The sequence below is a fragment of the Fibrobacter sp. UWCM genome (assembly GCF_900129735.1).
In the GTDB taxonomy this organism is placed as follows: domain Bacteria; phylum Fibrobacterota; class Fibrobacteria; order Fibrobacterales; family Fibrobacteraceae; genus Fibrobacter.
The window spans coordinates 73,173-85,588 of record NZ_FQWR01000001.1; the positions used below are offsets into that span (position 1 = coordinate 73,173).

Here is a 12,416-nt window from a genome sequence, read left to right on the forward strand (position 1 = left end):
AAACTCCGTCGAAGGATCTAAAGCATTAAGCGCAGACTCATCCGAGCCTGCGTTTTTTGCTTTAACTAACCTTATATCTTGAATTGGGCTATTTCTTCTTGAGAAAGATTGCTGATGTCTTTGCCGTTCCTGTCGGCATATCGAGCCAGTTCCAGCAAGTTCAACTTGCAGGGAGGTGCGTTCCTGTACGGGTCGGGAACCGCCGAAAACGGAATCCGTACATCGGACAGAATGTCCTCAACCTTCTTAGTTCCATTCATAAGTGTACGTCTCCAACAATTTTTTTGCAGCAATCGGCCCCAAAATGAAATGATACGGATGAAGCGCGCCGATATGCGCACACCCTAATACGCCAATATAGTGATTTAGCAGTTCTTTGTTAAGGGCAAAACCGAAAATAACGCCATCGTAACCCCATTGTACAGATTTATCAACGGCAATGGCAAAAAGATGCCCACCAACGCCGCTATAGCGCTGTGAGCCATATACACGTTTATTGTTGTGCGGAGCAGTGCAGGCCCAGTGCAAGTACGCCGCCTTAGGCCCTTCATCATTTTTCACCCCGACCAGCCCCTGAATTTCGTTATTTTCCTTCAAGGCGAGAGCGAACACTTCAACATCGTTAGGGACCTCAATCCAGTCAATTCCCCAGCCGTTCTTTTCGTTGAACTTTTTCAGGAACGAGCGACTCTCAATCCTGAACACCACGGTTTCCTTGATTTCTCCGGTTTCGTTGTCCTTGAGGCAAGGAACAATCTCGTCCAGCCAAATTCCGACACCACCGATTTTTGCATCGCTATACATCTTTTACTCCTTCCCGCAAACAAGCTTAAAATTGCGGGTCTTTTGAATTCACGCTTAAAATATACATTCCTTGTATGTCACATTATGACAATTGGTGAATTTCGCAGAAATTTTGGGAATTATGACGAAAATCGACCCCCGCAGGCGGTTGAATTCTACGTTTTTACGCATTTTTCTTACCTTCCGGGCGTGGCGTCACCTTTTGACACCGGAATTATTTATATTTTGGGTGAAAATAGAGTTTTTGCTCTTGTTCTCCTCTTGAAAACTAGACACTTTCACGAACAAGGAGAATAAGGCGAACGCTCACGTCTGCGACCGGCCTGTGCCTGCCGCATCGTTTTGCTACATGGTCTATTGTTTAAATAGCAGTTTGCCTGTATGCAAGCGGCCTTTTGGGGCGTGAGTTGTTTGCGCTTATTTTGTTCGGGCAGTCTAGGCCTTCAAGAGGTAAGTGCATTCAACTCCACGCCTTTTTTGTATCCAGAAAATGCTTGGAAGAGTCTGCAAGAACGAGGGTGAACGCTCGTTGAGTATCGCTCTTGTTCTTCTCTTGAAAACTAGACACTTTCACGAACAGAAAGAATAAGACAATAACTCGCCACCGCCCGTGGATTGCATGGGCGTAGTGTACCCTGGGCGTATTGTATCCGCCCGGGTTTTTGCGGGTGTATTGTATTCTTTTGAAAATGTCGCGCTTTTAGGCGAGGAGTGAGTCGGCTCCCCGCCGTTCTTTTTGTCCGCACCCCAGCCAAACGAATCGGCCAGAACCGCTCCCACGAGAGTGAACTCGTTCACTTTCAACACGGAGCAAAAAGATGACAAAGAGTTCCAAGAGCGGCAAGTTCACTTTTATTGACTTGTTTGCGGGAATTGGCGGAATGCGTATAGCATTTGAATCTGCAGGTGGAAAGTGCGTTTACACAAATGAATGGAATAAGTTTAGTCAAAAAACATACTTTGACAATTTTGGTGACATGCCCGACGGAGATATTACTAAGGTTGACGCGCAAACAATTCCCGATCATGACGTATTGGTAGCAGGCTTTCCGTGTCAACCATTTTCTATTGCTGGCGTTTCTAAGAAAAATAGTTTAGGAAGGGCAACAGGCTTCGAGGATAAAACTCAAGGAACTTTGTTCTTTGATGTTTGCCGTATTATTAAGGCGAAACGTCCGAAAGCGTTTATGCTTGAAAATGTCAAAAATCTTTGCAGCCACGATAAAGGCAATACGTTCAAAATAATCCAAGAATCATTAGATGAACTAGATTACGAGATTTTTTATAAAGTCTTAGACGGCCAGAACTTCGTTCCACAACATCGTGAACGTATTCTCATTGTCGGTTTTGACAGACAAAGGTTTAATACCCCAATAGATTTTAAATTTGATATAACCCCAGTAGAGCCGAAACCAACTATAAAAGACATTCTTGAAAAGAAACCTGATTCGAAATACACTCTTTCTGACAAATTGTGGAGTTATTTACAAGCGTATGCAGCAAAACACAAAGCTGCCGGAAATGGTTTCGGTTATGGAATAGCTCCGTTAAACGGTGTTTCACGAACCCTTAGTGCAAGATACTATAAAGATGGTTCGGAAATTCTCATTGCACAACGAAATAAAAATCCAAGAAGATTGACACCGCGCGAATGCGCAAGATTGCAGGGCTTTCCGGATACTTTCAAAATAACCGTTTCCGATGGACAGGCGTATAAACAGTTTGGAAACTCAGTCGTTGTTCCTTTGATGGCCAGTGTCGCGAAACTGATTGCGGGGAGATTGAAATCAAATGCAAAATAACGCCTCTGACGCTATTAAGGTAGTTACTTTGGGACAAAGAACATTTTGTAAGTTCTTGTCGGCAAATGATACGGACCCCAAACAAAGCCATCAAGCGGGAATCTATATTCCGCAAAACAGTTTTTCTATTCTATTTGATTCTCCAGGAATAAAAGGAGACAATAAGGATAGATTTGTTTCTGTTTATTGGCATTATGAAGAAGAATACATCTCTGATGAAGTGCGCTTCATCTATTATGGGCGGAATACAAGAAACGAGTACAGAATCACGCATACACCGTTTTTTAAAACTGAATATACAGGAGCTCTATTTGTATTCACCCAATGTAACGAAGAAAATTATCAAGCCTTTATTTTAAATACAGATGACGAAATAAATCAATTCTTGGACGCATTCGGCCTCTCTCCGCATGAAACAAATTGCTTGATAGATGGTTGTAAGCCAACAAGCGACAACGATTTGATAAAGGCGTTTATCCAAGATATAGATGACAAGGGAATTGATTTTCCCGATTCAAAAAGAATGTCTGCTGCCGCAAGGGATATTTGTGATAAAACAATTTCTCCTCAAGCATTGATTTTGACAAACCCAGACAAAAAAATTTTAGACTGGACTGATATGGAATACAATATTTTCAAAGCGGTAGAGTATTCTCGCTATGGAAATATTGTTTCACAAGGTTTTCCATCGGTTGATGAATTTGTTGACATGGCAAACCAAGTCTTGAATCGAAGAAAAAGCCGAGCAGGAAAAAGTCTTGAGCATCATCTTGCCGCAATATTTGATGGAAACCATTTGCCATTTGAGGCACAGGTAGTGACCGAAGGAAATAAAAGGCCTGATTTCATATTTCCATCAAAAAAGGCATACCACGATTTGACATATCCAGCAAAAAAACTGATTTCTCTTGCGGCTAAAACAACTTGCAAAGATCGTTGGCGTCAGGTGCTCAATGAAGCGGACAGGTTGAAAGACGATTATAAATATCTATGTACTTTGCAACAAGGTATTTCTATTGCTCAGTTAGATGAAATGCAAGCCGAAAAAGTTAGGCTGATTGTTCCAAAACCGTATATAAAGACATATCCAGAAGAACGTCGTGATGATATTTGGTCTTTGGATAAGTTTATCGCATACGTGCGTGAAACAGTTACATAAATAATTTTGCGTTAGGGATAGTGACCCCTTGGGGCGGCGCTGTGGCGCCGTTGCAAGAGCGACGCGGGCGTGCCGCAGGTGCGCACGGGGCGCCTTGCAATATAGCCCGACCGCACATATATTGTGCGGGAACGCCCATATAATCCCTCCTGGAAGCTGTTATAATAGCCTTTTCTAAGCAGAAAAGGCTCAAAACTTGCGTTTTTGCCCCTAAAAAACTATATTAGGGGTATTACGGCATCAAGGAGCCCCTATGACAACGACAAAAAGCATTGATTCTTACAGATTGACGGACTTGGAAAAGCCGACCGATGAAATGCTTGCCCAAATTATGAGGGAAGCCGCCGAGGACGCTCGCAAAGCCAATGCCGACGCCACCAAACGTTTTTTCGATGAAATTGAAAAGGCAGCCGCGACCATCCGTTAATTGCAAGTCCTGGCGTGAAGAATCTTTGAAGAACCATAAAAGCCTTATTTTCGAGTCAGTTTTTTCTTCTGATGAAAAGGTCGACTTTGTTTGCCGTGCGAAACAGCAAGGTTATTTCATCCGTTTGTTTTTTATCGCGACCTCACACCCATCTATCAATGCCGCTAGAATTGCAAAGCGAGTGATACAGGGCGGTCATGACGTCCCGATTTCCAAGATTATTTCTAGATACCAGAAGTCCATTTTCAACTGCAAGAAGATAATTCCATCGGTGGATCGTCTTTATGTTTATGACAATTCGGTTGAAGACCAGGACGCTTCGCTTTTGTTCAGAATGTCGGATGGAGAACTAGTTAAAAGCTACACAGACAACATTCCTCAATGGGCGATGACGATACTCAAGTAGCGGAGTACATTCGAACATCAAGCATCTAAAAAAGTCGTCCCTTGCAGGGCGACCTTTTACTTATCTCAAAACCACACGTTGCGTTTTGGCATTACCGCGTTTGACCATGTACACACCGCGGCTTAAGCCAGCGTTTGTCATGGCGTTGCGGAGTTCACCGATATGTCCGGCTTGGAATTCACCGATGAACGCGCCGAGCGGGCTAAATACTTTATATGTACTTTGAAGGCTTTGGGGCGCAGCATGCGTCCCGAAGGCAATTGCATCGGTAGAGTCTGAAGGCGGTTCAACCTTTGGCTCTTGCCACAGAATGAATTCGACTGTCGTTGCGCTACGGGCCGGGATGCTGTAACTGCACTTTGTATCGTCGACTTTGACTTCGGTTCCTTCTTTGAGGTTGTTATTGTCGTCGGTGACGTAGGGCTTGAAGTTTCCAATTCTCGTGTTTCCGAAGTCAAAGTCCGCCTTGAACTCCTCATTCTTGGAATTGAGAATGACGACTGCGATTTTCGTCTTGAGGGAATCGCGGTAGGCGGTTACCTTTACGTTTGCTTCCGGATTCTTGGTGGCGTCGATTCTCCAGGAGCCGGGTCGCGCGAAACGGCTGAAGTTCCCCATGACCCAGAGTCGCTTGGTAGGCTCCACATTGTCGGGGTTGCCTTGTCCTTGCGGCCAGAGGGCTCCGTTGCCGCAACTGGCTTCGCTGCAGGAATAAATCCACCAGAAATGCCAGGCGTTCATGTTCGCAATAGTCAGGGCGTCATGGATTACGCCTGCAACGCGGAGAGCACTTCCCATGCCCACGTCTTCCTTGTTACTTCCAAGATCATAGACTTCGGTTTCCCAGAATTCCTTGCCGGCTTCGTGGATTTCGGGATAAGCCGCCGGGTCTCCGCCGTATTCGTGCGTCCCAAAAATATCGGTGTATTTCAGGGCGGCGGGATTGTTGAAGAAGGCTTTTTTGTAATTGGGGAATCCGTACCAGTTAATAGCTTCGGTGCCAATGATTTTGATGCCCGTGGTATCGAGGGTGGGGCCAAGGTAGTCGCCGACCCAACGCGCCAATTCATCGGGTTCGTAATGGTTGTCGCCGGTGCCGTCGGGCTCGTTTTGCGACGAAATTGCATATAGATTAACGCCAGCCTTCCGCATGTCTTGCGTAAACTTCAAGATGGTGTTGGCCCAGTCCTGAGCGTGATTGAAATCCAGGTGCTTTTTGTCACCGTCGTAATTTATGGTGTATCTAGATGTCCACGGGGCTGCCCAGACTTTGACGCCGTATTCACTCGCCTTTTTTGCGATACTCGTTTCAGATGTGGTGCCGTCCGGGGCGATACGGATGCGGTGCAGCGTAAGCCCGGCGCCACTGGTGGAGTCCCAAAGGAAGGCGGCATTCTTGTCGGTGATGGAACCGGCCCATGCCGAGGCAGCCCCAAAGCCGCTGATGCGCTGGTATTCCTTGCCGATATCTACGTTAATCGTTGCCGCACTGGCGAGGGTGCCCAAAAACGCGACAAAACCTGCAAAAAAGGGAAATCCCTTAATTGAAAACGACATAAAGCCTCCCATACGAACTTTACTTACTATAAAATAAGTTGAAAAATTCGCTTAATATAAGGCTTTATTCGAATTCGTTTTGATAAATTGACAACAGAATGATGTATTTATCCGCTAGAACTTCTCGAAGAACTCCCACGTAGCTTGCGGCACCCAGGACTGCTGCTGGCCGGGGTCCTTGTGGTCCCAGATGTGGCCGCCGCTCTGTGTGCACCAGCGAACGGGGAATCTTTCCTCAACGGTCGTGTAGTCGTAGCACTTGTGCGGAGCGTTGCGCTGGGCTTCTTCGGCGCGTTCGTTCTTCGCCTTGCCGCCTTCGGAATTAAGCGTCAAGATGATGTCGCGCGCGTTCCGGCCCATTTCAGGGGTGCACATGCCGTCATCGAGGCCAAGCACGCCCATCCAGCCGATTCCCATTTTCTTGCGCTGCGGGAGCCAGATGTTGCGTTCCGCGGTTTCGTAAACGGCCACTGCGCGGAGCACGTCCTGGTGGTTCCACGAAAGGCCATTGCTGAACATGGCGCCGTAGCTGAATCCCGTGGAAAAAACGCGACTCGAATCGATACAGAAGTTGCCTTCGAGATATGCGAGGAGTTCGTCAAACAGGAGGTAATCATCTTGCCCCCAGGGTAGCTGGCTTCCATTGCCTTCGGGCGCAACGAAAATTGCGGTTTCGTTCTTGTCAATCCATTTGAGGCCGTGATAGCCCTCATCCTGCACGGCGCTTCCTGAACCGCCCATACACTGCATTCCGAAAATGAGTTTGTACGGTTTGTTCTTGTCGTAACTTTTCGGCATGTCGATGCGCACAGTACGCACACCCTTGCTCCACCTAAAGTCAATGTAGGGTTTGTCGCCACGATACTTGTAATCAAGTCGAGTGTCCTTGCCGCAGCCACGAGTGGGAATCGGATTGTTCTTCAGGCCCCATCCGTATTCGTACTGCGGTTGCGGCGGAGCAGTTTTCTTGAGCGTAAGCGCAAGATTCGTGTCGAGATTATTGAGTTTTACATTGAGGGTGTCGAAACCGTCGGCAACAACGCGCAGATTGTCCGAATCGCCCACCTTGAGAAGCGCCTTTGCTCCGGACTTCGCGCCGAATGCCGTATTGAAACTTCCATCGGCGACAAACTGGAACGTTTGCGAAGCGCTACCTACGCGGACGCGCGCGAAGTACTTGCCCTGCGCTTTCACGGAAGACTTCATGTCAACCGTCCCCGAGCCGTAAAGAGTTTCATTCAGCAGGCGGTTTCCGAACACGTCGAAAATCTGCACCTGTACCGGAGAATTTTGCCCCTGCGAAAACGATAGGATGCCGTTGTTCACGGAGAGAAATCCGACCGAGTTTCTGCCTGCCAGAGCCAACGGTTCTTCGTCCTGGTGAATCGTGAATGCGCCCGAGGCATCCGTTTTCGCATTGAGGCCTTTTTGAACAAGCAAGACTTCTGCGCCTCGGATAGCCTTGCCGCCATCGTCGCTCACCTTGCCTGTCAGGGTAAACGCATTCGCCGTCACGACAGACAACGCCATAATAACGCCAACGGACACACCGGTCCATAGAGCATGATTCATAAAACCACTCCTTTTTGATTTTCTATTCCAGAAAATACTTTCAAAAAAATTGTTCCGCTCGCATGTAAACTTTTTTCCGTTGACATCGCTGTCCACAAAAAATTCTATATTCTCCAATATGCTTATCAGGCAATACAACGAAATGGACCTTGCGGCAATGATCCGCATCTGGAACGAGGTGGTCGAAGACGGCATCGCCTTCCCGCAAGAGGACTTGCTCACACCCGAAAGCGGCAGGCAGTTCTTTGCCGCACAGACTTACTGCGCCGTCGCCGAAGAGGGCTGCAAGATTTTCGGGCTGTACATACTGCACCCGAATAACGTGGGACGTTGCGGACACATTTCAAATGCGAGCTATGCGGTCGCTTCGGAATCCAGAGGCAAACACATCGGCGAAATGCTCGTAAAGGACTGTCTCGAACAAGCTAAAAAGCACGGCTTCGGAGTTTTGCAGTTCAATGCCGTCGTCGAAAGCAACACGCATGCGCGGCACCTGTACGAACGCCTCGGGTTTGTCCAGCTCGGAACCATCCCGAAAGGTTTCCGAATGAAGGACGGACATTACGAAAACATCTGCCCGTACTATCACGAACTGTAATTCTCTTCCGCAAAAAACAAGATTACTTTATTCGTCACACCCTGTCCTTGCGCGGCAGGGATTTTACGTTTTTTGGATATTATTCAATAAACGAAAAACATTATCCGTAAAGCCAGCGCGGTTTTCTTTCATTTCCCCCGCGATTTTGCCGTTTTTCGCGAAATTTCGCGTATTTCTCTTTTTTGGCACGCTCTTTGCATAGAGGGGGGTGAATTCCAAAATTCCTTGGAATCAAACAAGGACAAAAAAATGAAACTCGTTACGGCCTACATCCAACCCGAACGACTGAATCTCGTGAAGCAAGCGCTTTACGAAAACAACATTTTCAAGATGTCAGTTACCAACGTGCTCGGCTGCGGCCAGCAGAAGGGCTATAACCAGCGCTTCCGCGGCGTGGTGACCGAGGTGAATTTGCTCAAGAAGATTTGCCTCAAGATTGCGGTGAACGATGAATTCGTGCAGCCCTGCATCGACGCCATCATCAAGGGCGCGCGCTCCGGCGAAATCGGTGACGGAAAGATTTTCGTCACAAGCCTTGAACAGTGCATCCGCATCCGCACCGGAGAAACGGGCCCGGAGGCAATCGGTTAGACGAAAGAAAGGCGTTTCGCGCCTACAGACGAAAGATCAATCAAAAGGATTTAAAGAATGAATGAAGTTACACAAGTCGTACCTGTCAGCGACGCAATCTTTATGACAGAAAACATCTGGATCATGATCAGCGCCATGCTGGTGTTCATCATGGGACTTGGCTTTGCCTGCGTTGAAGCGGGCCTCGTGCGCGCCAAGTGCGCTGCGAACGTCGCGTTCAAGAACATCGCGGTCCCCGCCATAGGCATCACGATGTACGCCCTGCTAGGCTTCGGCCTCATGTATCCGGGAACCTTCAACGGGATTCTCGGTTTCGCGGGCTTTGGCATTGGCGACTGGGCGAATCCGGCCAGTTTCACCTCTGCCTACAACGGCCACTTTACTTTGTTTGCAGACTGGCTTTTCCAGGCAATGTTTGCAGCGACCGCAGCAACGATTGTCTCGGGCGCCGTGGCCGAACGTGTGAAACTCAATTCCTTCCTGGTCTTCACCATTGTCTACGTGGCTCTCGTCTACCCGATTGTGGGTAGCTGGACATGGGGCGGCGGCTGGCTTTCGACCATCGGCAAGGCAGGTTTCCACGACCTCGCCGGTTCTACCCTTGTGCACTCCGTGGGCGGCTGGGCAGCACTTGCCGGCGTAATGATTCTCGGACCCCGTATCGGCAAGTACGTGAACGGCAAGGTGCACGCCATCCCGGCACACAACATTCCGCTTGCAACCATCGGTGTATTCATGCTGTGGTTCGGTTGGTGGGGATTCAACGCAGGTTCCGCACTCAGTGGCGACCCGAAGGCCACTAGCTGGATTCTCGTGACCACAAACCTCGCCGCCGTCGCAGGTATCATTACCGCAACGCTCACGAGCTGGATCGTCTCGAAGAAGCCCGACGCCACCATGGCTCTCAACGGATGCCTTGCCGGCCTCGTGGCAATCACTGCCGGTGCAGACGTGGTAACCCCGCTCTCTTCCTGGATTATTGGCGCCATCGCTGGCGTACTCGTAGTCGGCGCAGTATTCATGTTCGACCGCCTGCACTTGGACGACCCGGTCGGCGCCCTCTCTGTTCACCTGGTGAACGGCGTGTGGGGTACGATTGCCGTGGGTATCTTTGACATGACGGGCGATTACAGCGTGCTCACGCAGCTCATCGGTGTTGCCGCCTACGCCCTGCCCTGCTTCGCCGGCGCTAGCCTGATATTCTTCGTCATCAAGAAGACAATGGGCCTGCGCGTCACGGAAAGGCAAGAACTCCGCGGCCTCGACCAAAGCGAACACGGACAAGAATCCTACAGCGGATTCCAGATCTTCAGCAATATGTAGATTAGACGAAAGAATTTCTCTGTTGACTAAAAAGCCCCGGGACAAATGTCTCGGGGTTTTCTAGGTTTAGAATAAAATAATAAAGCCTCGGCACGGAGGCATAAATACATACATTTTTTTTGATTAGATTTCCTTGAGCCAATCCCCGAAACTTGCGTCGCTGGGCATGCGCCAGTCGGCGCGGGGCGACAGCGAGATGGTTCCGACCTTCGGGCCATCCGGGATGCAACTGCGCTTGAACTGCTGCGTAAAGAAGCGCCTGATAAAGACGGCAAGCGCCTTGTCAATTCCTTCGTCAGTATGTCTGTTTGCGAACGCGTATTTCGCAAGGTAGCGGAGTTTTTCGGGAGAAGCGCCGTATTTCGCAAAGTGGTAAAGGAAAAAGTCGTGCAGTTCGTACGCACCGAGAATGCTCTCCGTCTTTTGCGCAATCTGGCCGCTTGAATCGGCGGGCAAGAGTTCCGGAGAAACGGGCGTATCGAGGATGTCGCGGAGGACTGCGGCAAGTTCCGTGCCTTTTTCGCGGGTTTCAAGATGTGCGCCGGTTTCGCTGGGGGAAAGTTCTGCACCGAATTCGCTCGGATTGTGAACTGCGCGGTCGGCATACCAGCTTACGATATGGCGCACGAGCGTCTTGGGAATATCGCAGTTCACCGCATACATAGACATGTGATCGGCATTGTAAGTGCTCCACCCGAGCGCAATTTCGGAGAGGTCGCCCGTGCCGATGACGATTCCGCCTTCGCTGTTCGCGATATCCATCAGAATCTGCGTGCGTTCGCGGGCCTGCACGTTCTCGTAAGTCACATCGAGCTTTTGCGGGTCGTGCCCGATGTCGGCAAAATGCTGGAGGCATGCCTTCTGGATATCAATGGTGCGCAGTTCCACGCCCAGGAGTTTTGCGAGTTCAACCGCATTGTTTCTGGTGCGATGTGTTGTCCCGAATCCGGGCATCGTGAGCGCAAGAATCTCGCAGGCAGGGCGGTTCAGCAGCTTGAACGTTTCCGCAACCACAAGAAGCGCAAGCGTAGAATCAAGCCCGCCGCTCAGGCCAATTACAGCACGCTTGCTTCGGGTCGCCTCTAGGCGCTTGGCAAGCCCCGCGCACTGTATGTTGAAAATTTCGGTGCAAGATGTATCGCGGGTTTCCGTGTTTCCCGGCACAAAGGGCGTGGGTGAAACATAGCGGTACTGGAGCGTATCGCAAGCACGCAGGCAGTCAAGAGTCGCCGCACGCGCAATAATGGCACGGCTGTCAAAATCCTGCAAGCTTCCTTCACTCAGGCGCAGCATATTCAAGCGCTCCACGTCCACATCGGCATACACGATTTCGGTTTCCCGCGAGAACGGCCTGCTTTCGGCGAGCATGCTCCCGTTTTCTGCTATCATCAAATGGCCACTGAAGACCATGTCCGTCGTAGATTCGTGCACTCCGGCAGAGGCATACACGTAAGCCGCCATGCAACGCGCCGACTGGTTCATCACCAGGTTCCTGCGGTAATCGCGCTTGCCTACCAGCGCATCGCTTGCCGAGAGATTCACTATGACGTTCGCACCCGCAAGTGCAAGTTCCCCGCTGGGTGGCGCAGGCGTCCACAGGTCTTCGCAAAGTTCCACGCCTATGCGGACCTCGGAACCCGAATTACAAGACGCGCCGCCCTTCACAGTAATAAAATTCGTGATAGGCACCTCGCCCGCACTGTCAATAAAACAGCGGAGAGGCGCGCAGCCATTACCCGCATCACCACACAGTAAATCCCGCCCGCTGGAAAAATGGCGTTTCTCGTAGAATTCACGCTGGTTCGGCATGTGAATCTTGGGCGTAATCGCCACAACGCGCCCGTGTTGCACAAAGGCAGCGCAGTTATATAGCCTGCCGAGTATGCGCAAAGGCAGACCCACCGCTATCACGGTGTCGCTTTCTTTTAAGGCGTCCGCAATCCGCACCAACGCGCGGGTGCTGTTCTGCAAAAGCAGTTCCTGGTGGAACAAGTCGCTGCAAGTATAGCCCGTAATGCAAAGTTCCGGGAAAACGACAAAAGCCGCCCCGTTAGAGGCAGCAATTTTCGCGCTCCTGATAATTTCTTCGGTATTGTAGGCGGTATCGGCCACCTTCAACACCGGAGAAACACATGCGAACCGGTAAAATCCGAACATAATTCCGCGCGCAGTTTATA

12 protein-coding genes are annotated in these 12,416 nt (G+C 49.7%); 7 read left to right on the plus strand and 5 right to left on the minus strand.

What is annotated here, in order from left to right; all coding sequences use genetic code 11:
• Positions 1 to 71 precede the first annotated feature (71 nt).
• On the minus strand, positions 72 to 260 hold the full coding sequence (locus BUB22_RS00260) for a hypothetical protein (RefSeq protein ID WP_073113425.1): 189 nt from the start codon (positions 258 to 260) through the stop codon (positions 72 to 74).
• Entirely contained in the window at positions 247 to 804 is a 558-nt protein-coding gene (locus BUB22_RS00265) for a hypothetical protein (protein WP_073113426.1), read from the minus strand. The genes BUB22_RS00260 and BUB22_RS00265 overlap by 14 nt, the downstream gene beginning before the upstream one ends.
• A gap of 818 nt (positions 805 to 1,622) precedes the next feature.
• On the opposite strand from BUB22_RS00265, the gene dcm reads away from it, so the two are divergent.
• The 4 genes from dcm (at position 1,623) to BUB22_RS00280 (ending at position 4,598) form a co-directional block, all read left to right on the plus strand.
• The gene (gene dcm / locus BUB22_RS00270) at positions 1,623 to 2,606 is read left to right on the plus strand and encodes a DNA (cytosine-5-)-methyltransferase (protein WP_083535286.1); all 984 of its coding nucleotides are present in this window, start codon (positions 1,623 to 1,625) and stop codon (positions 2,604 to 2,606) included.
• The gene (locus BUB22_RS00275) at positions 2,596 to 3,765 is read left to right on the plus strand and encodes a type II restriction endonuclease (RefSeq protein WP_073113427.1); all 1,170 of its coding nucleotides are present in this window, start codon (positions 2,596 to 2,598) and stop codon (positions 3,763 to 3,765) included. The genes dcm and BUB22_RS00275 overlap by 11 nt, the downstream gene beginning before the upstream one ends.
• A gap of 253 nt (positions 3,766 to 4,018) precedes the next feature.
• Complete coding sequence (locus BUB22_RS16535; RefSeq protein ID WP_175547198.1) at positions 4,019 to 4,192, plus strand: hypothetical protein; 174 nt, start codon at positions 4,019 to 4,021, stop codon at positions 4,190 to 4,192.
• Between the two features lie 25 nt (positions 4,193 to 4,217).
• Entirely contained in the window at positions 4,218 to 4,598 is a 381-nt protein-coding gene (locus tag BUB22_RS00280; protein WP_073113428.1) for a zeta toxin family protein, read from the plus strand.
• Positions 4,599 to 4,658: 60 nt separating this feature from the next.
• Here the strand turns inward: BUB22_RS00280 and BUB22_RS00285 are convergent, their stop codons facing one another.
• Together BUB22_RS00285 and BUB22_RS00290 are read right to left on the minus strand one after the other, a co-directional pair.
• Entirely contained in the window at positions 4,659 to 6,155 is a 1,497-nt protein-coding gene (locus tag BUB22_RS00285; protein ID WP_073113429.1) for a glycoside hydrolase, read from the minus strand.
• Between the two features lie 114 nt (positions 6,156 to 6,269).
• On the minus strand, positions 6,270 to 7,727 hold the full coding sequence (locus BUB22_RS00290) for an esterase (RefSeq protein WP_073113430.1): 1,458 nt from the start codon (positions 7,725 to 7,727) through the stop codon (positions 6,270 to 6,272).
• A 118-nt stretch (positions 7,728 to 7,845) separates the two neighbouring features.
• On the opposite strand from BUB22_RS00290, the gene BUB22_RS00295 reads away from it, so the two are divergent.
• From BUB22_RS00295 to BUB22_RS00305, 3 genes are all read left to right on the plus strand, one after another.
• On the plus strand, positions 7,846 to 8,325 hold the full coding sequence (locus BUB22_RS00295; RefSeq protein ID WP_073113431.1) for a GNAT family N-acetyltransferase: 480 nt from the start codon (positions 7,846 to 7,848) through the stop codon (positions 8,323 to 8,325).
• A gap of 249 nt (positions 8,326 to 8,574) precedes the next feature.
• Positions 8,575 to 8,916, plus strand: coding sequence for a P-II family nitrogen regulator (locus tag BUB22_RS00300; protein ID WP_073113603.1), 342 nt, complete (start codon positions 8,575 to 8,577; stop codon positions 8,914 to 8,916).
• A 57-nt stretch (positions 8,917 to 8,973) separates the two neighbouring features.
• Positions 8,974 to 10,239: an ammonium transporter gene (locus BUB22_RS00305; RefSeq protein ID WP_072808933.1), complete on the plus strand. Its 1,266-nt coding sequence runs from the start codon at positions 8,974 to 8,976 to the stop codon at positions 10,237 to 10,239.
• Positions 10,240 to 10,362: 123 nt separating this feature from the next.
• Here BUB22_RS00305 and BUB22_RS00310 read toward each other — a convergent pair whose 3' ends face one another.
• Positions 10,363 to 12,396: an NAD(+) synthase gene (locus BUB22_RS00310; RefSeq protein ID WP_073113432.1), complete on the minus strand. Its 2,034-nt coding sequence runs from the start codon at positions 12,394 to 12,396 to the stop codon at positions 10,363 to 10,365.
• Positions 12,397 to 12,416 lie beyond the last annotated feature (20 nt).